The organism is Microbacterium sp. NPDC077391 (assembly GCF_040686955.1).
Taxonomy (GTDB): Bacteria; Actinomycetota; Actinomycetes; order Actinomycetales; family Microbacteriaceae; genus Microbacterium; species Microbacterium commune.
Genome location: NZ_JBFBMI010000003.1, coordinates 450,720 through 474,750 on the forward strand (window position 1 = coordinate 450,720; position 24,031 = coordinate 474,750).

General features: G+C 71.2%; 23 protein-coding genes. 15 read left to right on the plus strand and 8 right to left on the minus strand.

Translation table 11 applies throughout. The features are described from left to right. The first annotated feature begins 82 nt into the window (after positions 1–82). Positions 83–1,636: a PucR family transcriptional regulator ligand-binding domain-containing protein gene (locus tag AB0O65_RS10270; RefSeq protein WP_363384776.1), complete on the plus strand. Its 1,554-nt coding sequence runs from the start codon at positions 83–85 to the stop codon at positions 1,634–1,636. A gap of 35 nt (positions 1,637–1,671) precedes the next feature. On the opposite strand, the gene AB0O65_RS10275 is transcribed toward AB0O65_RS10270, so the two are convergent. Genes AB0O65_RS10275 through AB0O65_RS10285 form a run of 3 tightly spaced genes read right to left on the minus strand, consistent with a single transcriptional unit; the run spans position 1,672 to position 3,931 of the window. Further along, positions 1,672–2,025, minus strand: a complete 354-nt coding sequence (locus AB0O65_RS10275; RefSeq protein WP_363384779.1) for a cupin domain-containing protein — start codon at positions 2,023–2,025, stop codon at positions 1,672–1,674. Beyond that, positions 2,022–3,419 (minus strand): FAD-dependent oxidoreductase, encoded by a 1,398-nt coding sequence (locus AB0O65_RS10280; RefSeq protein WP_363384782.1) that lies wholly within the window; start codon positions 3,417–3,419, stop codon positions 2,022–2,024. Before AB0O65_RS10280 ends, AB0O65_RS10275 begins: the two co-directional genes overlap by 4 nt. 44 nt (positions 3,420–3,463) lie before the next feature. Further along, on the minus strand, positions 3,464–3,931 hold the full coding sequence (locus AB0O65_RS10285; RefSeq protein WP_071644783.1) for an Lrp/AsnC family transcriptional regulator: 468 nt from the start codon (positions 3,929–3,931) through the stop codon (positions 3,464–3,466). A gap of 100 nt (positions 3,932–4,031) precedes the next feature. Here AB0O65_RS10285 and AB0O65_RS10290 point away from each other — a divergent pair, with 100 nt between their 5' ends. Further along, positions 4,032–5,465: a gamma-aminobutyraldehyde dehydrogenase gene (locus AB0O65_RS10290; RefSeq protein ID WP_363384786.1), complete on the plus strand. Its 1,434-nt coding sequence runs from the start codon at positions 4,032–4,034 to the stop codon at positions 5,463–5,465. Between the two features lie 244 nt (positions 5,466–5,709). Here AB0O65_RS10290 and galK read toward each other — a convergent pair whose 3' ends face one another. Beyond that, on the minus strand, positions 5,710–6,891 hold the full coding sequence (galK, locus tag AB0O65_RS10295; protein WP_363384789.1) for a galactokinase: 1,182 nt from the start codon (positions 6,889–6,891) through the stop codon (positions 5,710–5,712). Next, entirely contained in the window at positions 6,888–8,066 is a 1,179-nt protein-coding gene (gene galT, locus AB0O65_RS10300; protein WP_363384968.1) for a galactose-1-phosphate uridylyltransferase, read from the minus strand. Before galT ends, galK begins: the two co-directional genes overlap by 4 nt. 78 nt (positions 8,067–8,144) lie before the next feature. Here galT and AB0O65_RS10305 point away from each other — a divergent pair, with 78 nt between their 5' ends. Beyond that, entirely contained in the window at positions 8,145–9,119 is a 975-nt protein-coding gene (locus AB0O65_RS10305) for a LacI family DNA-binding transcriptional regulator (protein ID WP_256220982.1), read from the plus strand. Between the two features lie 7 nt (positions 9,120–9,126). On the opposite strand, the gene AB0O65_RS10310 is transcribed toward AB0O65_RS10305, so the two are convergent. Then, positions 9,127–10,149, minus strand: coding sequence for a zinc-dependent alcohol dehydrogenase family protein (locus tag AB0O65_RS10310; protein ID WP_191712668.1), 1,023 nt, complete (start codon positions 10,147–10,149; stop codon positions 9,127–9,129). Between the two features lie 62 nt (positions 10,150–10,211). On the opposite strand from AB0O65_RS10310, the gene AB0O65_RS10315 reads away from it, so the two are divergent. After that, a complete protein-coding gene (locus tag AB0O65_RS10315; protein ID WP_071641806.1) occupies positions 10,212–10,580 on the plus strand; it encodes a DUF202 domain-containing protein in 369 nt (122 codons plus the stop codon). After that, positions 10,577–10,954, plus strand: coding sequence for a DUF202 domain-containing protein (locus AB0O65_RS10320; protein WP_363384794.1), 378 nt, complete (start codon positions 10,577–10,579; stop codon positions 10,952–10,954). Before AB0O65_RS10315 ends, AB0O65_RS10320 begins: the two co-directional genes overlap by 4 nt. 9 nt (positions 10,955–10,963) lie before the next feature. Here the strand turns inward: AB0O65_RS10320 and AB0O65_RS10325 are convergent, their stop codons facing one another. Continuing rightward, positions 10,964–11,854 carry a formylglycine-generating enzyme family protein gene (locus AB0O65_RS10325; RefSeq protein WP_225211313.1) on the minus strand — a complete coding sequence of 297 codons (891 nt, stop codon included), beginning with the start codon at positions 11,852–11,854 and terminating at the stop codon, positions 10,964–10,966. 230 nt (positions 11,855–12,084) lie between these two features. Here AB0O65_RS10325 and AB0O65_RS10330 point away from each other — a divergent pair, with 230 nt between their 5' ends. From AB0O65_RS10330 to AB0O65_RS10370, 9 genes are all read left to right on the plus strand, one after another. After that, positions 12,085–13,752 (plus strand): MDR family MFS transporter, encoded by a 1,668-nt coding sequence (locus AB0O65_RS10330; protein WP_313479755.1) that lies wholly within the window; start codon positions 12,085–12,087, stop codon positions 13,750–13,752. A gap of 1 nt (position 13,753) precedes the next feature. After that, positions 13,754–14,191, plus strand: coding sequence for a MarR family transcriptional regulator (locus tag AB0O65_RS10335; RefSeq protein ID WP_071641798.1), 438 nt, complete (start codon positions 13,754–13,756; stop codon positions 14,189–14,191). Between the two features lie 266 nt (positions 14,192–14,457). Then, positions 14,458–14,931 (plus strand): MarR family transcriptional regulator, encoded by a 474-nt coding sequence (locus AB0O65_RS10340; RefSeq protein ID WP_363384798.1) that lies wholly within the window; start codon positions 14,458–14,460, stop codon positions 14,929–14,931. A 111-nt stretch (positions 14,932–15,042) separates the two neighbouring features. Beyond that, on the plus strand, positions 15,043–16,197 hold the full coding sequence (locus tag AB0O65_RS10345) for a Gfo/Idh/MocA family oxidoreductase (protein WP_071641793.1): 1,155 nt from the start codon (positions 15,043–15,045) through the stop codon (positions 16,195–16,197). After that, a complete protein-coding gene (locus AB0O65_RS10350; protein ID WP_071641791.1) occupies positions 16,194–17,387 on the plus strand; it encodes a dihydrodipicolinate synthase family protein in 1,194 nt (397 codons plus the stop codon). The genes AB0O65_RS10345 and AB0O65_RS10350 overlap by 4 nt, the downstream gene beginning before the upstream one ends. Next, positions 17,384–18,247, plus strand: coding sequence for a sugar phosphate isomerase/epimerase family protein (locus AB0O65_RS10355; protein ID WP_363384803.1), 864 nt, complete (start codon positions 17,384–17,386; stop codon positions 18,245–18,247). Before AB0O65_RS10350 ends, AB0O65_RS10355 begins: the two co-directional genes overlap by 4 nt. A gap of 22 nt (positions 18,248–18,269) precedes the next feature. Further along, positions 18,270–19,070 (plus strand): TIM barrel protein, encoded by an 801-nt coding sequence (locus tag AB0O65_RS10360; protein ID WP_313479769.1) that lies wholly within the window; start codon positions 18,270–18,272, stop codon positions 19,068–19,070. A gap of 9 nt (positions 19,071–19,079) precedes the next feature. Further along, the gene (locus tag AB0O65_RS10365; RefSeq protein ID WP_363384806.1) at positions 19,080–20,105 is read left to right on the plus strand and encodes a LacI family DNA-binding transcriptional regulator; all 1,026 of its coding nucleotides are present in this window, start codon (positions 19,080–19,082) and stop codon (positions 20,103–20,105) included. Beyond that, positions 20,102–21,232, plus strand: coding sequence for a glycerate kinase (locus AB0O65_RS10370; protein WP_363384809.1), 1,131 nt, complete (start codon positions 20,102–20,104; stop codon positions 21,230–21,232). Before AB0O65_RS10365 ends, AB0O65_RS10370 begins: the two co-directional genes overlap by 4 nt. Positions 21,233–21,301: 69 nt before the next feature. Here the strand turns inward: AB0O65_RS10370 and pgm are convergent, their stop codons facing one another. Then, on the minus strand, positions 21,302–22,945 hold the full coding sequence (gene pgm, locus AB0O65_RS10375; RefSeq protein ID WP_363384812.1) for a phosphoglucomutase (alpha-D-glucose-1,6-bisphosphate-dependent): 1,644 nt from the start codon (positions 22,943–22,945) through the stop codon (positions 21,302–21,304). A 124-nt stretch (positions 22,946–23,069) separates the two neighbouring features. On the opposite strand from pgm, the gene pheA reads away from it, so the two are divergent. Then, positions 23,070–24,011: a prephenate dehydratase gene (gene pheA / locus AB0O65_RS10380; RefSeq protein WP_313479778.1), complete on the plus strand. Its 942-nt coding sequence runs from the start codon at positions 23,070–23,072 to the stop codon at positions 24,009–24,011. Positions 24,012–24,031 lie beyond the last annotated feature (20 nt).

The following is a 24,031-nucleotide window of genomic DNA, read 5'->3' on the forward strand; positions in this document are numbered from 1 at the left end:
GAGATTCACGGGCTGGTCGCACAGAATGACCGGAACGGCCGTCTGGCTCGTTTTCCATGTTCCCGGGAGCGAGAATGGGGGGATGCCCGCAGAGCGTGTGGAAGATGGTCGGCTTCGGACAGATCGTCCGGATGACGTGGCGCTGCCCCGGGTGCGCGATGTGCTCGACACCCGTGTGCTGATGGCGGGGGATCCGCAGGTGCTCGTCGGCGGGCCTGCCCTCGACGCCCGCGTGCGCTGGGTGCACGTCTCGGACAGCGCCGAGGTCGCCGGTCTGCTCGACGGCGGCGAGCTGCTGCTGACGACGGCGGCCGGGTGGAGCGGGACGGATGCGTCGCTGCGCGCCGTGGCGGCGAGCCTCGCCGCTGCCGGGGTGGCCGGCGTCGTGCTCGAGCTCGGCGCACGGTTCCCCGTCGCGCCGCCCGCTCTGATCGTCGCGTGCCGCGCGCACGGTCTCGCTCTGATCGCGCTGGAGCGGGTGGTCAAGTTCGTGGCGGTGACAGAGGCGGTGCACCGGCGCATCATCGCGGGTCAGCTGGAGGCGCTGCAGGAACGGCAGCGCCTGCACGAGCTGTTCACCGGCCTGACGCTGCGCGGCACCCCGGCCGACACGGTCGTGCACGCGGCCGCGCAGACACTGGGGGCGCCGGTCGTGCTGGAGACGCTGAGCCGTGAGGTGGTCACGGCAGAGCTCTGGGCCCAGACGCCGAGTGACGTGCTCGCCGACTGGGCCGCACGCTCTCGGGCCGGAGCAGGACTGCTCACCGTACCGGTCGAGGCACGCGGCGTGCGGTGGGGCACCCTCGTCGCGCTGCCGGGCCCCGAGCATCCGGCCGGGCGGATGACCGTGCTCGAGCTCGCCGCGACCGCCCTCGCGCTCGCGCGTCTCGCTGACGGGCCCTCCGAATGGGCCATGCTGCCCGCCCGCGACCTGGTCGATGCGGTGCTCAGCGGCAGGCATGCGGGGGAGGCGGACGTCGCCGCCCGTCTGCAGGCGGCGGGCCTGCCGGTGCGGGGTCGGGTGCTCGGTGTGCTGCTCGCGGAGGGCGCCGATGCCGCGGCCCTGGATGCCGTGTTGGCCGTGCTCGCCGCGGACGGCGGCTCCGATCGCGCCGCCGTCCACGTGCGTGGTGCGGTGCACGACGGGGCTGCGGTGGTGCTCGTGTCGTCGGCCGCGGCGCTGCGGTCGGGTGCGGTGAACCGTGCGGCGCGGGAGGCCGGGGTGGGGCTGGCCGTGGGGCCGGAGGTCGCCACGGTCGCCCAGCTGCTGGCATCCGTCCGCCCCACTCGCCTGCTCGCCACTCGCCTGCGGGCGGGCGAGGTGCGCCGTGTCGATGACCGGCCGCTCACCCGTCTGGTCGCCGAGCTCGGCGCCGACCACCGGCTGCAGGAGCACAGCGAGCGGCTGCTCGCGCCGCTGATCCGACACGACGAGCAGCACCAGGGCGACCTGCTGCGGGTGCTCGCGGCCGTGGTGGCGCACCCCGGCAGCCGAACGGCCGCGGCCTCGGCATCCCACCTGTCGCGCTCGGTGTTCTACCAGCGTCTCGCCGTGATCTCCGACCTGCTCGGCGCCGACCTCGATGACGGCGAGACCGTGGCCGCCCTGCACCTCGCCCTGCTGGCGCGCCGCTGAGTGGGGCACGCGCGTACAGAACGGGGGCCGGGCGATCAGGCGATGTACACCTTGCGAAGGGTCTCGTGCACGGTCCAGAGGGTCTGCATCCCCGCGGCCAGACGCACCACCGAGCCCGCTCGCACCTCGATCGACGGCAGCGACGGGTCGATGAACTCCACCCGCGCACGGCCCGCGAGCACGATGAACACCTCGTCGATCTCCGTGTCGACCGCGGCGCCCTCGGTCATCTCCCAGATGCCCACCTCGACCCCGGCGAACGGTCCGAGCTCCCGGATGCCCGTGCTCGGCGCCCCCGCCCGGACGACCTCCGCGGGCAGCGCGTCGAGGGAGAGGGGCTCGTGCAGGGCATCCGTCACGACACCCGCCGCGTCGAGTGGCGGGGTCACGAGTCGAACCCCATGCCGACGGCGTCGAGCGCCCTCAGCAGCAGATCGCGCTTCCCCTCGTTGTGGTCGGCCCGATCCATCGACCTGCGCACGAGGTTCACGCCGATGGATGCGGCGGGCTCGGGCGGGAAGGGGATGGGCTTGGTGCGCACCATCTCGAGTCGCGTGCGCTCGGTGTCGAGTCCGGCGAGCTCATCGAGCATGACGTCGGCGGCGAAGCGGCTGGCGCCGACGCCGAGGCCGGTGAACCCCGTCGCGTAGGCGACGCGACCACCGCGGGCCGTGCCGAAGAACGCGCAGAAGCGGCTGCACGAGTCGATCGCGCCGGCCCACCGGTGCGTGAACGTCAGCCCCTCCAGCTGCGGGAACGTCGTGAAGAAGTGCGACGCGAGCCTGCGGAAGCTCTCGGGGCGTTCCTCGTACTCGGCGCGCACCCTGCCGCCGAAGTGGTAGATCGCGTCGTACCCGCCGAACAGGATCCTGTTGTCGGCGCTCAGGCGGTAGTAGTGGAACTGGTTCGCGCTATCGGCCAGGCCCTGCCGGTTCCGCCAGCCGATCGACTGCAGCTGCTCGCTCGTGAGCGGCTCGGTCATCAGCACGTAGTCGTACACCGGCACGGTCATCAGGCGATTGCGCTTGAGCAGCGAGGGGAAGACGTTGGTGGCGAGCACGACGTGGTCGGCGCTCACGGTCGCCCCGCCCGCGACGGTGACCGTCTGCCGGCCCGATCCGCGGATGTCGGTGACCCGGCTGCGCTCGTGGATGACCACACCGAGCTCGGTGGCGACCCTCGCGAGCTCGACGACGAGCTTGGCCGGATGGATCATCGCGCAGCCGTCCCGATCCCAGCTGCCGGCGAGATACGTGGGGGAGTGCACCTCGGCGCGCACGGCATCCCGATCCAGGAAGTCGTCACCGGCCATCCATTCGACCTGGTGCGGCTCGACGGCGACGGCCAGCTGCCCGGTGCGCTCCCAGTCGACGTCCATGCCGTAGCGCTCGACCGACTCCTGGATGCCGTCGAGGTTCTCCAGACCGAGGCGCTCGAGCTGCGCCATCTCGTCCGGCCACCGGTTCATCCCGTTCTCGTAGCCGTGGGTCAGGCTGGCCTCGCAGAAGCCTCCGTTGCGACCGGATGCCGCCCAGCCGACGCGGGCGGCCTCGAGCAGGATGACAGAACGCTGCGGGTCGCGCTCCTTGGCGCGCACGGCCGTCCACAGACCGGCGTATCCGCCGCCGACGATGACGAGGTCGGCCCGGGTGCTCGAGGTGAGCGCGGGATATCCGGGGCGCTCGATGTCGTCGAGCCAGTAGGCGGCGTGTCTGGTGTCGCTGAGGGCGGCGTCGATCAGGCTGTCGTGCGGGCGCGAGCGCTCGAACACTGTGGTGCCCATGGATCACGTTCTCTCTCGAAGGGGGAGGGCGGTGCGGCTGCGGGTCAGCGCGTGCCCCAGTTGTAGAAGTCCTTGTGCAGACCGGCGTAGATGAGGCTCTCGGTGTGCTCGACGCCGGGGATGGCGCGCACGCGCATCGACACCAGCTCGAGCAGATCTTCGTCGGTCTCGCAGATGGCTTCGGCGAGCACGTCGAAGGTGCCGAGGGTGACGACGACGTAGGCGATCTCGTCGAATGCCTTGACCGCCTCGGCGACCTCGCGGGGATCACCCGAGGTACGGATGCCGATCATCGCCATCCGCGCGAAGCCGAGCTGCCGGGGGTCGGTGACCGCGACGATCTGCATGACGCCCGAGTCGGTGAGGCGCTGCACACGCTGACGCACCGCCGCCTCGCTGAGTCCGACCGCACGGCCGATATCCGCGTACGGGCGTCGTCCGTCCTGCTGCAGCAGCTCGATGATCCGCTTCGAGACGTCGTCCAGCGTGACGGTCTTTGACTTGTCGGCCATGCGCCGATCCTGACATGAGAATGTCACAAATGCAACCGTATTCGTAGCAGAATCGGTTCAAAACCTCTGAATCCGCAGTATCTCTGGATAGAGTGACCCCATGGCAACGACGACGCTGCAGAACCACATCGGCGGCTCCCTGCGGAGCGCCCACGGCACCGGCACCCTCGACCTCATCGACCCGGCCACGGAGGAGGTGTACGGCCGCATCCCCCTGTCCGATGCGCACGACCTCGACGCAGCCTACGCCGCCGCAGCGTCCGCCTTCCCGATCTGGCGCAAGAGGACGCCGGCCGAGCGGCAGCTGGCGCTGTTCCGGATCGCGGATGCCATGGCATCCCGCGCCGAGGAATTCGCCGACCTCGAATCGCAGGACACCGGCAAGCCGCGGGCCACCCTGGTGGCCGACGAGATCGAGCAGTCGATCGACCAGCTGCGCTTCTTCGCCGGTGCCGCCCGCAGTCTCGAGGGGCGCGCGGCGGGGGAGTACGCCGCCGGGCACACCTCATACGTGCGTCGTGAGCCGATCGGCGTGATCGGCCAGGTGACACCCTGGAACTATCCGCTCAACATGGCGGTGTGGAAGATCGCTCCCGCGCTCGCCGCCGGCAACACCGTCGTGCTCAAGCCCGCCGAGTCGACCCCGCTGTCGACGCTGCTTCTCGCCGAGATCGTCGCCGAGCACACTCCCGCCGGCACGATGAACGTCGTGCTGGGTGGGCGTGAGACCGGAGCGGCCCTCATCGCGCACCCGGTGCCGCAGATGGTCGCCATCACCGGCTCGGTGCGCGCGGGCATGGCGGTCGCGTCGTCTGCCGCGAGCGACCTGAAGCGCGTGCACCTCGAGCTCGGCGGCAAGGCGCCGGCCATCGTGTTCGACGACGCGTCGATCGAGAAGGCGGTGGATGCCATCGTCACCGCCGCGTTCTTCAACGCCGGACAGGACTGCACCGCAGCGACCCGCGTGATCGCGCACTCGTCCGTGCACGACGAGGTGGTGAGGGCACTGGTGGCGCGCACGAAGACCCACGCCCGCACCGGCGCACCGCACGAGGACGGCGTGCTGTTCGGTCCGCTCTCCAGCGCGGCGCAGCTCGCACAGGTGCAGGGCTTCATCGACCGGCTGCCCGCGCACGCCACGATCGAGACCGGCGGACGCCGCCACGGCGAGAAGGGGTACTTCTTCGAGCCGACGATCATCTCCGGCATGCGGCAGGACGACGAGGCGGTGCAGAACGAGATCTTCGGACCGGTGCTCACCGTGCAGTCGTTCGACACCGACGACGAAGCCCTCACCATGGCGAACGGGGTGCGCTACGCGCTCGCCGCGTCGATCTTCACCCGCGATCACGGCAGGGCGATGCGCTTCACCCGCGACCTCGACTTCGGCTGCGTGTGGGTGAACACGCACATCCCGTTCGTGTCGGACATGCCCCACGGCGGCTTCAAGCACTCCGGCTACGGCAAGGACCTCTCGCAGTACGGCTTCGACGATTACACGCGCATCAAGCACGTGATGACCGCGCTCGACTGACGCCGGCCTCACCGTTGCTTCGAATCGCTTGACTGGCAAGGTTCTGCCCGCCAGACCGACAATCTGAGCGATTTCAACCCAGACGCGGCACCCCGGCACCAGAGCCCCGGCCGCCGTCCGTCGACGTCCCCGACCTCACCGGTTCCCCGGTCTTTCGAATCGCTCAGATGGCAGGATTCCGCCCCGCGGGCCGACAATGTGAGCGATTCGAAGTCGGGATCGGGGCTCTGGAGTCGCGGGCGGGTCAGGCGTCGCGGCGCGGGCCGTCCGACGGTCGCACGGTGAACACGTGCGGCGCGCCGAATCCGGCCTCGGCGAAGGCCCGGGTCACGGCATCGGCGATCCGGTCGACGGCGTCGCGCTCGACGAGGGCGATCGCGGCGCCGCCGAAGCCTCCGCCGGTCATCCGCGCCCCGACCGCGCCCTGCTCGAGAGCCGTCTCGACCGCGAGGTCGAGCTCCGGCACCGAGATCTCGAAGTCGTCGCGCATCGACGCGTGCGACGCGACGAGCAGGTCGCCGATCGCCCGCGGGCCCTGATCGGCGAGGATGCGCACGGTGTCGAGCACGCGCTGATTCTCGGTGATCACGTGGCGCACGCGGCGCAGGGTCACGTCGTCCATCAGCTCGGCGGCACGCGGCAGGTCGGCTTCGTCCGCGTCGCGCAGCGACGGGATGCCCAGCAGAGCGGCTCCGCGCTCGCACGCGTCGCGCCGTTCGCGGTACCCGCCGGTGGAGTGCGAGTGCGACACCTGTGTGTCGATGACCAGCACCTCGAGTCCCTCGCCGGTGAACCCGGTGGGCACCGACTCCGCCGCCAGTGACCGGCAGTCGAGGAAGGTCGCCGCGTCGGGCCGGCCGAGCATCGACGCCATCTGATCCATGATGCCCGTGGGTGCGCCGACCGCCTCGTTCTCGGCGCGCCGGCCCACCTGGGCGAGTGCGACCGGGTCGAGCTCGAGCGCCCAGAGATCGTTGAGGGCGGATGCCACGGCGCCCTCGATCGCGGCGGACGACGACAGGCCCGCACCGACCGGCACGTCCGATGCGATCGCGATGTCGGCGCCGCGGCCGGGTGCCCCGGTGCTCGCGAGCCGCAGGGCCCAGGCGACGCCGAGCACGTATGCAGACCACTCCGGCACGGCGGGCTCTGCGCCGGCGGCGGTCGGGAAGAGCGTGTCGAGGTCGGTGAGCGCGACCTCCACCGGCTCCGCGGCGAAGGTCGACGTCACCCGCACGCGGTCGTCGTCGCGCAGCGCCGCGGCGGCGTAGGTGCGGTGCGGGATCGCGAACGGCAGCACGAAGCCCTCGTTGTAATCGGTGTGCTCGCCGATGAGGTTCACGCGTCCTGGCGCCGACCAGACACCATCGGGCTCGCGTCCGGCGAGCCGGGTGAACAGGGTGCGGGCGTCGTCGAGCGCGCTCATGCGGTCACCTCCGGGACAGACGCGATGGCGGCGCGCAGACGCTCGGCCGCAACCTCGGGGAGGATCTCGGCGGTCCACGCGCCCATGGCGGCTTCGGAGCCGGCGAGGAACTTCAGCTTGTCCTCGGCGCGGCGCGGGCTGGTCAGCTCGAGGCGCATGCGCACGATGTCGCGACCGATGTTCACGGGCGCCTGGTGCCATCCGGCGATGTATGCGGTGGGGGTGGAGTACAGGGCATCCACCCCGCGCAGCAGACGCAGGTAGAGCGGGGCGAGCTCGTCGCGCTCGGCGTCGGTGAGCGCCGCGAAGTCGGGGGCGTGCCGATGCGGCATGAGGTGCACCTCGAGCGGCCAGCGGGCGGCGAATGGCACGAACGCCGTCCAGTGCTCGCCCTGCAGCACGACGCGGTCCGAGTCGCGCTCGGAGTCGAGCACGCGCGTCATCAGGTCGGGAGCGATGCGGTCGATGCTGTCTAGCAGCCGCTGCGTGCGCGGGGTGACGTACGGGTAGGCGTAGATCTGCCCGTGCGGGTGCGGCAGTGTGACGCCGATCGCCTCGCCGCGGTTCTCGAACGGGAAGACCTGCTGGATGCCGGGGAGGGCCGACAGCGCCGCCGTGCGGTCTGCCCATGCCTCGATCACCGTGCGTGCGCGGGTGACCGACTGCGTGCCGAACGACCCTTCGTGGTCGGGGCTGAAGCACACGACCTCGCAGCGGCCGATGCTCGTGCGCGTGCGGCCGATGCCGAGCTCGGCGAGATCGTCGAGCCCGCGCGGGGCGTTGCGGGCCGCCGGCACACCGCCGACGGCCTCGATCAGCGCCGGACCGAAGGCGGGGGAGCGGTTCTCGAAGACGGCGACGTCGTATTGCGCCGGAACCTCGGACGGGTTGCTCGGCGTCTGGGGGGCCAGCGGATCCGCGTCGGCGCTGGGCATCATGACCCGGTTCTGACGTGCGGTGGCGAAGGTGATCCAGTCGCCCGTGAGCACGTCCTGCCGCATCGTCGCGGTCTCGGGGCGCCCGTCGAGCGTGCGCGCGTCGACGCCTCGCTCGGATCCGAGGCTCGTGCCGGGGTCGTCGTAGTAGAGCAGCTCGCGACCGTCGGCGAGGCGGGTGGCGCGCCGGACGACGCCGGCGCCGAGTTCGGACGTTCGCAGCTCGGGGGATTCTGACATGTTCACGTCAACACGGTACCGCGGCCGCTGTGATAACGTCAACATTCCGGAGTTGCGAGCGCTCGAGAGGAAGACCGGATGCCGACATCCGCACGCGTGTCCATGGCGATGGTCGCCCAGCGCGCCGGGGTCTCCGGTCAGACCGTCTCGCGGGTGGCGAACGGAAGCCCCAGGGTCGACCCCGAGACGAGGGCGCGCGTCGAACGGGCGATGGCCGAGCTCGGCTACCGCCCGAACCGCGCCGCCCGCGCCCTGCGCACCGGTCGCAGTCAGACCCTCGGCCTCGTCGCGCAGACCCTCGCCACCGTGGGCAACTCCCGCATGCTGCAGGCCGTCGCCGACGCCGCGGCGTCGCGCGGCTATGCGCTGACCGTGCTCACCCTCGGCGCGGATGCCGACATCGCCGACGCTTTCGATCGCCTCCGCGACCAGGGGGTCGACGGCGCCATCGTGCTGAACGAGGCCACCGCGCTGGCGCGCGACGCGGCCTCGGGCGGACTGCGCCTCGTGGTCGTCGACTCGCCGCCCGACGAGCGCTTCACCGTCATCGGCACCGACCACGCGTCGGGCGCTCGCGCGGCCACCGAGCACCTCCTGCGCGCCGGGCACCGTGCGGTGCACCACCTCGCCGGGCCGGTCGGGTCGTTCGCCTCCGCCGAGCGCGAGCGCGGCTGGCGCGACGCGCTCGCCGCGGCGGGCATCGATCCGCCCGAGCCCGTGCGCGGCGACTGGAGTGCGGCATCCGGATTCGAATCGGTGGCGCGGATGCCGGCATCCGGCGTCACCGCGATCTTCGCCGCGAACGATCAGATGGCGCTCGGTGCCTTGCGCGCTCTGGCGGAGTCCGGACGCCGTGTGCCGGACGACGTCGCGGTGATGGGGTTCGACGACATCGCCGACGCCGCGGACTTCCAGCCTCCGCTGACCACCGTCCGGCAGGACTTCGACGCGCTCGGCGAGCACGCCGTCGGCGCTCTCGTCGCATGGATCGAGGGCGAGCGGCCCGCCGACCTGCTGCTGCCGCCCGCGCTGATCGGCCGCGCCAGCGCCTGAGCCCCGCTCAGAACTCGAGCATCACCTTGATCGCGCGACGCTCGTCCATGGCTCGATACCCGTCTGCGGCGTCGTCGATCGACAGCGTCTGATCGAACACGACGCCCGGGTCGATCTCGTCGGTCATGATCCGGTCGATCAGATCGGGCAGGAAGCGGCGCACGGGTGCAGGACCGCCGTGCAGGTGGACGCCGGAGAGGAACAGCTCCTGCCCGTCGAGGCTCACGCCGTGCGAGACGCCGACGAATCCGACGTGCCCGCCGGCGCGGGTCGAGCGGATCGCCTGCTGCATCGCCTCCTGCGTGCCGACCGCCTCGATGGTGGAGTGCGCCCCGTAGCCGCCCGTCATCTCCTTGATCGCCGCGACGCCGGCATCCCCTCGCGCCTCGACGATGTCGGTGGCGCCGAAGCGACGGGCGAGCGCCTGGCGGTCGGCGTGCCGCGACATCGCGATGATGCGCTCGGCCCCCAGCTGCGACGCCGCGAGGACGCCGAGCAGCCCGACCGCCCCGTCGCCGACCACGGCGACCGTCTTGCCGGGCCCGGCCTCGGCCGCGACGGCCGCGAACCACCCGGTGCCGAGCACGTCGGAGGCGGCGAGCAGGCTGCGGCGCCGTTCGGGGGTGATGTCGCCCGTGACCTTCACGAGCGTCCCGTCCGCCCAGGGGATCCGGGCGTACTCGGCCTGCGTGCCGATCGATCCCATCCCGACGACGTGGATGCATCGCGACTGGTACCCCGCTCGGCAGATCTCGCAGGTGTTGTCGGATGCCATGAACGAGCCGACCACGAAGTCTCCGACCCGGATGTCGCGGACCGCCGACCCGACCTGCTCGACGACGCCGATGTACTCATGACCCATCCGCGACGGCCGCTTCACCGGCGAGATGCCGCGATACGGCCACAGGTCGGAGCCGCAGATGCAGGCCGCGTCGACGCGGATGATCGCGTCGGTCGGCTCCACGAGCTCGGGGGTCGGGACATCCTCGACCCGGACGTCGCCGGGTCCGTGCATGATGACTGCGCGCATGTGTCTACTCCATCACTCCGACGGGCGGATTGCGAGAGGCTCGACGCCGGTATCCTGAACGGGTGAGCGAGCATCCCGATCGTCGGTTCCCGCGTTCGGTGTTCCGGCAGGGCAGCGAGCCGGACGTGCGCTTCTCGCTCGCGAACGAGCGCACCTTCCTCGCCTGGACGCGCACGGCGCTCGCCCTGATCGCGGGTGGCGTGGCGCTCGAGGCGCTCGCGCTCGACATGTACGCCCCGCTGCGCCTGGCCGCGTCCCTCGTGCTCATCATCACGGGCATCCTGCTGCCGATCATCGCCTGGGTGGAGTGGTCGCGGGTCGAGCGCGCCATGCGGCTGGGCCGGCCCCTGCCGCACCCGCCCACGGGAATCGTGCTCGCACTGGCCGTGGTCGCCTCGGGCGTGCTGGTGCTGCTCGCCGTGCTGCGATGAGCGGCCGCGCCGGAGGGCCGGCGACCGCACCCTCGTGGCCGGGTTCCTTCGACGCCGGCCTGCAGCTCGAGCGCACGTCGCTGTCGTGGCGCCGCACCGCACTGTCGCTCGCGGTCGGCTCGCTCGTCTCGCTGCGGCTGCTTCCGCTGTGGCTGGGCGGCGCGCAGTGGGTGCTGCCGGGAATGGCGGGTCTGCTGGCGGCATCCCTGCTCTGGCGGGTGTCGCGCCGACGGCATCGCGCATTCATGGCGGACGTCGAGCAGGATCGCCCTCCGCGTGCGGCCGGTGCAGGAGCGCTGCTCGTGCTCGCCGCCGGGGTGGCGGCGGCGGGGATGCTGGGACTGGCGGCCGTGCTGATCGTGTCGATCCGGTAGCGGCGCCCGCTACCGGCCGACCGTGCGGAACCCGGCGTTGCCCATCGACGAGTCGGGGGTGTTCTGCGACCGTGCCGAGTTGCGGTATCGGTTGCAGTACGACGAGTGACACAAGTAGCTGCCGCCGCGCAGCACGCGCGACTGCCCGCGTTCCGGCCCGGTCGGAGCGTGCGACGGCGAGACGCGGTAGTACCCGGGCGAGAACCAGTCCGACGCCCACTCCCACACGTTGCCGACCATCTGCCACAGTCCGTAGCCGTTGGGTTCGAACGAGCGCACCGGCGCGGTGGTCAGGAAGCCGTCCTCGAGCGTGTTGGTGCGCGGGAACTCGCCCTGCCAGATGTTCGTGCGCCAGCCGCCGTCGTCGACCTCGTCATCGCCCCACGGGTACTTCCGCTGCTCGAGACCGCCGCGCGCCGCGTACTCCCACTCGGCCTCGGTGGGCAGTCGGCGCCCCGCCCATTCGCAATAGGCCTGAGCGTCGTTCCAGCTGATGTGCACCACCGGGTGATCGCCCAGTCCGTCGATGCTCGAGTGCTGTCCGCCGGGATGCCGCCAGTCGGCGCCGCGCACACCGATCCACCACGGGGTCTGCGGCGGCCGGCCCAGCACGTCGGCCTCGTCGGCCGCGAGGGCGAGATGGAACACGGCCGAGAAGCCGAACTCCTCGGCCTCGGTGCGGTATCCGGTGTCGTCGACGAAGCGCGCGAAGTCGTCGTTGGTCACGCTCGTGGCATCCATCGAGAATGCGTCGAGGCTCACCCGGTGCAGCGGCACCTCGCCGTCGGCCGCGTTGCGGTCGCCAGACGAGTCGCCCATGACGAACGAGCCTGCCGGGACGACCACCTGCGGCACGGCGTGCTGCGAGGAGCCTGCTGTCGGGGAGGCGCCGGGGCGCAGCGAGACGGTCGCGAAAGCCGATCGAGACGGCGTGCCGCAGCCGCACGAGCATTCAGCATCCACAGCGCATCCTTCCGGCGGGCGTCCGGCGGGGCGGATGCCGCGAGACGAGCCTATCCGGGCCGTCGGGCGGGTTCCGCGGAATAGTTGATGTCCAGCCATAGTTGATGACTGTCAACGATTAGTGATACGGTTGAGAAAGATCAACCATCTTCCAGGAGCCGCACCTTTTGACCTCTCTTTCCTCCCCTCCCTCTTCGACCGCCCGCTCGGCGCGTGAGGTGTTCACCGCCATCTCCGGCCTCATCGTCGGCATGTTCGTCGCCGTGCTCTCGGGCACCGTCGTCTCGACATCGCTGCCGGTCATCATCGCCGACCTGGGTGGCACGCAGGCCCAGTACACCTGGGTGATCACCGCCAGCCTGCTGGCGACGGCCGTCTCCACCCCGATCTGGGGCAAGCTCGCCGATCTGCTCGACCGCAAGGTGCTCGTGCAGGTGTCACTCGTGCTGTTCACGGTCGGCACGGTGATCGCGGGCTTCTCGACCGACACGAACATGCTCATCGCCGTGCGCGTCGTGCAGGGGATCGGCGTGGGCGGGCTGATGTCGCTGGTGATGGTCGCCGTCGCCCTGATCATCTCGCCGCGCGAGCGCGGCAAGTACATGGGTGTGGTCGGCGGCATCATGGCCTTCGCCACGATCGGCGGCCCGCTGCTGGGCGGATTCATCACCGACGTGTGGGGGTGGCGCGCGAACTTCTTCGTCGGCGTGCCGTTCGCCGTGCTCGCGCTCGTGCTGCTGCAGCTCACCCTGCACCTACCCAAGCCGCAGAATGCGAAGGTCTCGATCGACTACCTCGGCATCGTGCTGCTCGCCGTCGGCGTCTCGGCGCTGCTGATCTGGGTCTCGATGGGCGGCTCGCAGTTCGACTGGGACTCCTCGACCAGCTACGCGCTCGGCATCGGAGCCGCGGTCGTGATCCTCGCCTTCGTCGCGGTCGAGTTCGTCGTCGCCGAGCCGATCGTGCCGATGACGCTGTTCAAGAACCGCACCTTCACGCTCTCGGTGATCGCCTCGATCGCGATCGGCGTCTCGATGTTCGCCACCTCGGTGTTCCTCGCGCAGTACTTCCAGCTCGCCCGCGGCGCCACCCCGACGGAGTCGGGCCTGATGACCATCCCGATGATCGTCGGCCAGATGGGCGCGTCGATCATCATCGGCCAGCTCGTGAGCCGCTTCGGCAAGTGGAAGGGCTGGATGATGCTGGGCTCGGTGCTCGCCCTCGTCGGCGTGTCTCTGATGTCCACGCTGCGCTGGGACACCCCGTTCCCCCTGGTCGCGATCTACATGTTCGTGCTGGGCGCGGGGCTCGGCATGGTGATGCAGAACCTCACCCTCATCGTGCAGAACGACACCCCGGCACGTCAGCTGGGCGCCGCGTCGTCAGGCGTCAACTTCTTCCGCACCATCGCGGGAACCATCGGCGTGACCATCATGGGCTCCATCCTCGCCACCAACGTCGGCGCGTACATCAAGGACGACCTCGCGACGTTCGTGCCGAAGTCGCCGGAGGAGGTGAGCGCTCTGACGTCGCTCGGCTCGGGCAACGTGCCCGACATGTCGAGCCTGCCGGAGAGCATCCGCCGCGTGGTCGAGTCTGCCTACGGACTGGGCATCGCCGACGCGTTCATCGTCGCCGTGCCGCTGGCCGTGATCGGCGTGATCGCGATCGCGTTCATCCGTAACAAGCCGCTGTCGACGAAGAACTCGGCCGAGCAGCTGCGCGAGCAGGCCGAAGGGTCGGCGATCGAGGTCGCCGAGGCCGAGGTGGGCGGGTCGACCGGCAGCATCCGCGTGGTCGCGAACGACGGCCGCGTGCCGGAGCAGGTGCGCTGAGGTGCAGACGCAGAGCGTCGACGAGGCACTCGCCGACTTCCAGGGGCAGCTGAACCTCATCTTCTCGCGGGCGAAGACCCTCTGGCGCGAGTCCGCGGCGCGGATGCACCCCGACCTGCAGCCCTCCGGATACAAGCTGCTGTCGTACATCGCCCGCACGGGCGGCGCGAACGCCCACCAGCTCGCCGAGCTGTTCGAGATGGACAAGTCGATGGTGAGTCGTCAGATCCGGATGCTGGAGGACTTCGGGCTGCTCGAGTCCCGCCCGGACGAGCGCGACGGCAGGCTGCGGGCGCTCACCGCCACCGCCGCGGCGCAGGAGACGCTCGCCCAGCTGCGGGTGGAGAACGCCGAGCGGATGCGGGCCGTGCTCGCCGAGCTGACGCCGGAAGAGGTGCAGGCCGCGTCGAAGGCGTTCCGCCTGCTCGCGGAGGTCTGAGCCCCGGGGGCGTCGCCCCCCCCGATCGCGTGCGGGGTCGGTTGTGCACGATTTCGGCGCTGGATGCGTACGCAAGTGACCTCGCACCGCTGCTCTCGGGCGCGGGCGCGGGCGCGGTCGCGCGCCCGGCGCGGCGGCAACCGGATGCGGGGTCAGCTGTGCACGGTTTCGGCCGCGGATGCGTACCGAACTGACCTTGCACGGCGATCGCACGGCGATCGCACGGCGATCGCGGGCCCGAAACGGCCGCGGTTTAGGCTGGCGAGGTGAGCGATGCCCCCCACGATGCGCCCGTCCCCGACGACACCCTCGACGGCGCGGCGCTCGACGATGCCGTGCACCGCGTCGAGCGGGAGCTCGGCCGGCTGTTCGCGCGGATCCGCGTGGGGTGGCGCGACGCGGCGGCGACCGTGCATACGGAGCTGCAGCCGTTGGGCTACCAGGTGCTCGTGTCGATCGTGAACGGCCACGGCAGCGCCGGCGAGATCATCGATCGCCTGCAGACCGACAAGTCGGCGGTGAGCCGCCAGGTGAGTCGGCTCACCGAGCTCGGGCTGGTCGAGAGCATCCGGGATGCCGATGATCGGCGCGCCCGTCGTCTGGTCGCCACGCCCCTGGCCGTCGATCGCGTCACCGCGGCGCGCGCGGCGTACGAGAGCCGCCTCGCCGAGCGCCTGCGGCGCTGGTCGGCCGAGGATCTCGACCACTTCGCGGACCTGCTCGACGACCTCGCGGACTGACCGGGCTTGCGGTGGGCGACGGAAGGTGCTTTTATATCGGAAAGCGTTTACCCATCACTTCCCGACGGGACTCCCTCCCACCGGGCACAGACCTCGACAGAACGGACCACCATGACCGACGTGCGTGAGATCGGCATCATCATGAACGGCGTCTCCGGACGCATGGGCTACCGGCAGCACCTCGTGCGCTCGATCCTCGCGATCCGCGATCAGGGCGGCGTCGAGCTGCCCGACGGCTCGAAGGTCACGGTCAGGCCGATGCTCGTCGGGCGCAGCGAGGCGAAGCTCGCCGAGCTCGCCGCCAAGCACGGCATCGACGACTACACGACCGACCTCGACGCCGCGCTCGCCGACCCGAAGTGGGAGATCTACGCCGACTTCCTGGTGACCAAGGCGCGCGCCACCGCGATCCGCAAGGCCATCGCCGCCGGCAAGGCGATCTACACCGAGAAGCCCACCGCCGAGTCGCTGGAAGAGGCCCTCGAGCTGGCGAAGCTCGCGCAGGATGCCGGCGTCAAGACCGGGGTCGTGCACGACAAGCTCTACCTGCCCGGGCTGCAGAAGCTCAAGCGCCTGATCGACTCGGGCTTCTTCGGCCGCATCCTCTCGGTGCGCGGCGAGTTCGGCTACTGGGTGTTCGAGGGCGACTGGCAGCCGGCGCAGCGCCCCAGCTGGAACTACCGCACCGAAGACGGCGGCGGCATCATCACCGACATGTTCCCGCACTGGAACTACGTGCTCGAGAACCTCTTCGGTGAGGTGAAGAGCGTCTACGCCCAGGCGGCCGTGCACATCGCCGACCGCTGGGACGAGAAGGGCGAGCACTACACCGCCACCGCCGAAGACGCCGCGTACGGCATCTTCGAGATCGAGGGCGGCGTGATCGCCGAGATCAACTCCTCGTGGACCGTGCGCGTGAACCGCGACGAGCTGGTCGAGTTCCAGGTCGACGGCACGCACGGCTCGGCCGTGGTCGGCCTGTTCGGCTGCAAGATCCAGCCGCGCAACGCCACCCCGAAGCCGGTCTGGAACCCCGACCTCGAAGACACCCACGACTACGACGGCGACTGGCAGAACGTGCCGACGAACGACGTCTTCCTCAACGGCTTCCGCCAGCAGTGGGAGGAGTATCTCACCTCGTACGTGCTCGGCACCGACTACCCGTTCGACCTGCTCGCGGGCGCCCGCGGGGTGCAGTTCGCCGAGGCCGGCCTGACCTCGAGCGCCGAGGGCCGCAAGGTCGCCATCGAGAGGCTGTCGCTGTGACGACGCTTCGCCTGCTCTCGGCATCCGGAGATCTCTCCGATGCCACGCTCAACGACTCGGGCGCGTACGCGCGCCCGACCTCGCCGCTGCGCTCGCGCGTGGCCTACGCCGCGGCGCACGTCGTGCCGCGGCCGCACGCCGACAACACCCCCGGCCAGCCCGCCGACATCGACTGGGATGCGACACTCGCGTTCCGCCGCAACGTCTATTCGTGGGGGCTGGGGGTGGCGGATGCCATGGACACCGCCCAGCGCAACATGGGCCTCGATGCCGCGGCGACGCGCGAGCTGATCGCCCGCAGCGCCGAGGTGGCGCGCGAGGAGGGCGGGTCGGTCGTGGTCGGGGTCAACACCGATCACGTCGCCGAGACGCACATCTCGCTGGATGCCGTCATCGACGCGTACGTGTCGCAGCTCGAGTTCACCGAGGAGCAGGGGGCGGGGCCGGTGCTGATGGCATCCCGCCACCTCGCCCGCGTCGCCGAATCGCCCGACGACTACCGCCGTGTCTACCGCGCGGTGCTCGAACGGGCGACCACGCCGGTGGTGCTGCACTGGCTGGGCCCGGCGTTCGACCCCGAGCTGGAGGGCTACTTCACGTCGACCTCGCTCAGTACGGGCGGCGGGAGCGACTGGCAGGCGGCGGCGGAGGTGCTGCTCGAGATCATCGGGGAGAACCCGTCGAAGATCGCCGGTGTCAAGATGAGCCTGCTCAACGCCGAGAGTGAGATCTCGGTGCGTGAGCGCCTTCCCGAAGGTGTGCGCATGTTCACCGGCGACGACTTCAACTACGTGTCGCTGATCGGCGACTCGCAGGTCGGGCGACGGTCGTACTCCGACGCGCTGCTGGGTGCGTTCGCCGCCATCACCCCGGTCGCCTCGGCGGCGATCCAGGCGCTCGACGCCGACGACCACGAGGCGTACCGGCGCATCCTCGGTCCGACCGAAGAGCTCAGCCGCCAGGTGTTCGCCGCGCCGACGTTCTACTACAAGACCGGCGTCGCGTTCCTGTCGTGGCTGAACGGGCACCAGCCCGCGTTCCAGATGGTGGGCGGTCTGCACTCCGCGCGCAGCCTGCCGCATCTGTCGCGCATCGTCGAGCTGGCCAACGCGTCGCTCGCGCTCGAGAACCCCGAGCTCGCGCGCGAGCGCTGGCACGGCATGCTGAAGCTGAACGGACTGGACGCGTGATCACTCCCGACCCCCGCCTGTCGATCAACCAGGCGACCATCAAGTACGCCGATCTCGCCACGGCTCTGCGGGTGACCGCCGACGCGGGCGTGCAGTCGATCGGACTGTGGCGCGAGCCGGTGAACGAGGTCGGCCTCGACACCGCGGCGACGATGCTCGCCGACTCGGGGCTGCGCTTCTCGACCCACTGCCGAGGAGGGTTCTTCACCCTCCCGGCCGGGCCCGCGCGCGACGCCGCGCTCGACGACAACCGACGAGCGATCGACGAGACCGCGGCCCTCGCCGCCGCGGGCGCCGAGGGATCGACGGCCGTCCTCGTGCTGGTCGCCGGCGGCCTGCCCGAGGGGTCGCGCGACCTGAACGGCGCGCGCGAGCGGGTTCGGGATGCCCTGGGCGTGCTCGCCCCGTACGCGCAGAGCGCCGGGGTCACCCTGGCGATCGAGCCCCTGCATCCGATGTTCGGCTCGGACCGCTGCGTGGTGACCACGCTCGGCCAGGCGCTGGACATCGCCGCCGACTTCGACGCCGCGACGGTCGGCGCTGCGGTCGACACCTTCCACATCTGGTGGGATCCGCAGGTGCACGAGCAGATCGCCCGTGCGGGTCGCGAGGGCCGCATCTCGACGTATCAGGTGTGCGATTGGAAGACGCCGTTCCCCGCCGACGTGCTGCTGTCGCGGCACTACATGGGCGACGGGATCATCGACTTCGCCTCGCTCACCCGCGCGGTCGTCGAGACCGGCTACGACCGCGACATCGAGGTGGAGATCTTCAACGCCGACATCTGGTCGGACGCGCCGGAGAAGGTCGTCGCGCGCACCGCCGAGGCGTTCTCGGCGACGGTCTCGCCGTACCTGTGATGTGCTGGTGCGGGAGGCGCGCATGATCAGAGCGGGACTGTGCTCGGTGACGTTTCGGCAGCTGGCCGCCGAGGAGGTGGCCGCGCGGGCCGCGGCGGCCGGGCTCGAGGTGATCGAGTGGGGTGGCGACGTGCACGTGCCGCCCGGCGATGTCGAGCGCGCCGCGGAGGTCGCGGCGGCGACGACGGATGCAGGCCTTGCGGTGTGCTCGTACGGCTCGTACTTCCGCGCCGGAGCAGACGAGTCGCTCACGCCGATCCTCGACAGCGCGACCGCGCTGGCCGCGGACCGCGTGCGCATCTGGGCCGGCCGCACGGGTTCGGCCGACGCGAGCCCCGAGCAGTACGCGCAGGTCGTCTCGCGGCTGCGGGATGCCGTCGCCGAGGCGTCCGAGCGGCGCGTCGCCCTGGCGCTGGAGTTCCACCGGCGCACGCTCGCCGACACCCCGGCGGCGACGCTGCGACTGCTGGCGGACGTGCCTGGGCTCTCGACGTACTGGCAGCCCACCGTGGACGCCCCCGACGATGTCGCCCTGCACGAGTTCGCGCAGATCGCCGAGCACACCAGCGCCGTGCACGTGTTCTCATGGTGGCCGTTCGACACGAGGCTGCGCCTCAGCGCGCGCGACAGCCTCTGGCATCCGCTCTTCGTCGCGGCGTCGGCGCAGCCGGTGCCGCCGCGCGACGCGCTGCTCGAGTTCGTCGTCGACGACGACCCGGCGCTGCTGGCAGCGGAGGCGGCGACTCTACTCGACCTCCTCGATCGTGGTGCCGCGTCCGAGTCGCCCCGCCCTGAGCCGGGTCGGGATGCCGGCACTCGGTAGGCTGTGGCCATGACCGCCGACGCCGCGTCCGCGCGCACCTCGCCGCCCACGCTGCACGACGTGGCACGCACGGCGGGGGTCTCGCTCGCCACCGCATCCCGGGTGCTGAACGGCTCTGAGCGCAAGGTCGCCGAGTCGTTCCGAGAGCGCGTCGAGAAGGCGGCCGAAGAGCTCGGCTACACGGCGAACGCCTCGGCGCAGGCCACGGCGAGGGGCACCTCGGCGGCCATCGCGCTGCTCGTCGCCGACATCGCCGACCCCTACTTCGGGCTGATCGCCTCGGGCGTGGCCCGCGGCGCCGACGAGGAGGGGCTGATCGTCACCATCGCGATCACCGAGCGCGACCCGCAGCGGGAGACGAAGATCCTGCGGGCGCTGCGCGGGCAGCGTCCGCGTGGCGTGATCCTCGCCGCCTCGCGGGGCAACGACGGTGAAGACGACACGCACGGCGAACTCTCCGCATTCTCCGGTCTGGGCGGGCGCACCGTCACGTTCGGCCCCGGCGGCGACCGCAGCATCCGCATCGACAACCGCGGCGGCGCCGAGCGCCTGGGCCGCGCGATGGCGGCCCTCGGCTACCGCCGCGCGATCGCGATCGGCGCCACGGAGGGCGTGCGCACATCCGATGACCGACTGGCCGGCTTCACCGCCGGGTTCGGCGCCGAGGGCGGCGTCATCGAACGCACCTATCGCGGCACGTTCGAGCGCGAGTCCGGGGCCGCGTCCATGAGGCAGGCGCTCGCCGACGGCGTCGACCCCGGCACCCTCGTCTTCGCGCTCAGCGACGTGATCGCCATCGGCGCCATGACCGCCATCCGCGAGGGCGGGCGACGCGTGGGCGCGGACATCGCGGTCTGCGGATTCGACGACGTGCCCGTCAGCCGCGACGTCACCCCGCGGCTGAGCACCGTGCGGGTGCCGCTGATCGAGCTCGGGTATCAGGCGTTCCGGGCGACCGTCGACGACGAGTGGCACCCGCCCACGGCCGATCTCGATGTGATCGTGCGCGAGAGCACGCCCGGAGTCGACCGGTGACGCGCATCGTCTTCGCCCCCGACAGCTTCAAGGGCACGATCGCCGCCGCCGACGCGGCGCGGGTCCTCGCGGAAGCATGGGCGTCGGTCGATCCTGGCGTCTCGCCGGTGCTGCGCCCGATGGCCGACGGGGGAGAGGGCACCGTCGCGGCCTTCGCCGCCGCAGTGCCGGGAGCGCGCCGGATGCCGATCACCGTCGACGGCCCCGCCGGGCATCCCGTCGATACCGCGTGGCTGCTGCTGCCGGCCTCCGACGATGCGCCCGACGGCACCGCCGTGATCGACATGGCCTCGACGTCGGGCATCGAGCTGCTCGACGAGCTGCGCCCGTGGGACGCCGATTCGCGCGGCTTCGGCCAGACCATCGCCGCGGCTCTCGACCACGGCGTCTCTCGTCTCGTGCTCGGCATCGGCTCGAGCGCGTCGACCGACGGCGGCACGGGCATGCTGCGCGCGCTCGGCGCGCGGTTCCTCGACGCGCGCGGAGCGGAGACGGCGCCCGGTGCCCGTGGGCTGGGCGATATCGTCTCGGCGGATCTGAGCGGGCTCCGCCCGGCTCCCGAGGTGCGGGTGCTCACCGACGTCACCAACCCGCTCACCGGCGCCCGGGGCGCCGCGGCGGTGTTCGGCCCGCAGAAGGGGCTGACCGATCCCTCGGATCAGCAGCAGACGGATGCCGCACTCGAGCGCCTCGCCCGAGTGCTCGCCCTCGATCCGGCCGTGCCCGGTTCCGGCGCGGCGGGCGGTGTCGGGGCGGCGCTGATCGCCTGGGGTGGCACGCTGCTGCCCGGGGCGGCCGAGGTGGCGCACCTGATCGGACTCGCCGATGCCATCGCCGCCGCCGATGCGGTCGTGACCGGTGAGGGCGCCTACGACGGACAGTCCGGCGACGGCAAGGTGCCGTCGTTCGTGGCATCCCTCGCCGCCGCCTCCGGCGTCGACGCGGTGCTCGTGGCCGGTCTGATAGCGCCGGATGCCGATCTCGCGCCGTTCACGGCATCCGCCTCGCTCACCGAGGTGGCCGGCTCGTCGGCGTCCGCGCTGGCGGATACGCACCGGTGGCTGCACGAGGCCGGTCGCCGGCTTGCGCTCGCGACGCGCGGCTCCGGGCCGGCATCCGGCTCCTGACCTCGCTCAGCGGGCGACCGCGCAGAGCCGCCGGCGGCGCTCGCGCTCAGCCCCCGAGGGCGCTCGCGCTCAGCCCCCGAGGGCGGCGGACACGACGACCCGCGCCTCCTCCTGCACCTGCGCGAGGTGCTCCGGACCCTTGAGGCTCTCGGCGTACAGCTTGTAGACGTCCTCCGTGCCCGACGGACGCGCGGCGAACCACGCGTGCTCGGTCTGCACCTTCAGCCCGCCGATCGCCGCGCCGTTGCCCGGTGCGTGCGACAGCTTCGCGGTGATGGGCTCGCCAGCCAGATCGGTCGCGGTCACGGCATCCGGAGCCAACCTGCCCAGCGCCGCCTTCTGCTCGGGCGTCGCCGGGGCGTCCACCCGCTGGTACGCCGACGAGCCGAAGGCCTGCTCGAGCTCGCGGTAGCGCTCCGACGGCGTCTTGCCGGTCACGGCGATGATCTCGGCGGCGAGCAGGCAGAGCAGGATGCCGTCCTTGTCGGTCGACCAGACCGTGCCGTCCTTGCGCAGGAACGACGCACCGGCCGACTCCTCCCCGCCGAACGCGACCGAGCCGTCGAGCAGACCCGGCACGAACCACTTGAATCCGACCGGCACCTCGAGCAGGCGGCGGCCGAGCGACTCGGCGACGCGGTCGATGATCATCGACGACACGAGCGTCTTGCCGATCGCCGCGTCGCGAGGCCACTCGGTGCGGTGCGAGAACAGGTAGTCGATCGCGACGGCGAGGTAGTGGTTCGGGTTCATCAGCCCCGCATCCGGGGTGACGATGCCGTGCCGGTCGGCGTCGGCGTCGTTGCCGGTGAGCACGTCGTAGTCGTCTCGCTTGGCGACGAGGGATGCCATGGCGCTCGGCGACGACGGATCCATCCGGATCTTCTCGTCCCAGTCGAGGGTCATGAAGCGCCAGGTCGGATCGACCTCGGGGTTCACGACAGTCAACTCGATGCCGTGCATCTCCTTGATGAGCTGCCAGTACTCGACCGATGCCCCGCCCATGGGGTCGGCGCCGATGCGCACGCCCGCGCGCGTGATCGCGTCGATGTCGATGATCGAGGGCAGGTCGCGCACATACGCGTCACGGAAGTCGTATTGGCCGATCGAGTCGTCGTCGATGTCGGCATCCGGAATCCGTTCGACGCCCTCCAGGCCCGCCTCGATCAGCGCGTTCGCCCGCTGCGCGATCCACGACGTGGCGTCGGTGTCGGCCGGGCCGCCGTGCGGCGGGTTGTACTTGAAACCGCCGTCGCGGGGCGGGTTGTGGCTCGGAGTGATGACGATGCCGTCGGCGCGGTCGGGGTCGCCCGCCGCACGACCGCGGTTGTGGGTGAGGATCGCGTGGCTGAGCGCGGGGGTGGGTACCCACGAGTCGCGGGAGTCCACGCGCACGTCGACGCCGTTGCCGATCAGCACCTCGATCGCGGTGCGCTCGGCCGGCAGCGACAGGGCGTGGGTGTCGCGGCCGAGGAACAGCGGGCCCGTGATGCCCTGCTCGCGCCGGTAGTCGACGATGGCCTGGGTCGTGGCGACGATGTGCTGCTCGTTGAAGCTGGTGCTGAGGGACGAGCCGCGGTGCCCGCTCGTGCCGAACGCCACGCGCTGAGCCGGGTCGGACGGATCGGGGATGCGGTCGTAGTAGGCGGCGATCAACTCGTCGACGTCGATCAGATCCTTTTCCTCCGCAGGGAGGCCAGCTCGGCTCGTCATGGGGATAGTCTGCCCCTCCTCGGGGCGCTCGCGCACCTCAGCCGGTGACGGATGTCGTCACAGGCGCGTTCGTGGTAGTGAAACGGCTCGAAGGGCCGCCGAGCCGCGGGGCTAGGCTGACGTGGTGACCGAACGCCGCACCTACAGCTACCTGGGCCCCGCAGGCACCTTCACCGAGGCAGCGCTCGACCAGGTGCCCGAGGCCAGGGGCCACGACTGGAAGCCCGTGCACAACGTCGGCGAGGCGCTCGCCGACGTGCTCGAGGGACGCAGCCACGCGGCGATGATCGCGATCGAGAACTCCGTCGAGGGCGGGGTGTCGACCACGCTCGACGCGCTCGCCACGCTGCCGGGCCTGCGCATCATCGGCGAGTACCTGGTGAAGGTGAACTTCGTGCTGGTCGGCAAGCCGGGCGTGCGGCTGGCGGACGTCGAGGTCATCGCCGCGCATCCCGTCGCCTACGCGCAGTGCCACAGCTGGCTGGGCGAGCATCTGCCGAGGCACGCTCATGTTCCGGCGGCCAGCAATGTGGCATCCATCCTGGGTGTGCTCGACGGCTCGTCGCCGGCCCAGGCCGCCATCGCGGCGCCCGGCATCGTGCAGCACCACGACGTCGAGGTGCTCGCCGAGCAGATCGGCGACAACGACAACGCCGTCACGCGCTTCGTGCTCGTGTCGAGGCCGACCCCGCCGGGCGAGCCGACCGGAGCCGACAAGACCTCGCTGATCGTCGAGCTCCCCGACGACCGCCCCGGCGCGCTGCTCGACATGCTCGAGCAGTTCTCGACCCGCGGCATCAACCTGTCGCTGCTGCAGTCGCGTCCTGTCGGCGATGCCCTCGGCCGGTACCGGTTCGTGGTGGATGCCGACGGTCACGCGTACGACGAGCGCATGGCCGACGCGCTGCTCGGCATCCGGCGGTTCAGCCCCCGCGTCGTCTTCCTCGGCTCGTACCCGCGCGCTGACCGCCGGATCGTGCACTACCCCGAGCGATACGCCGACGGCGTGTTCGTCGAGGCCCGCGACTGGCTGCGCGCGCTGCTGCACGGCGAACCCGAGGCGTAGCCCGCGGGCCCCTGCTCGCC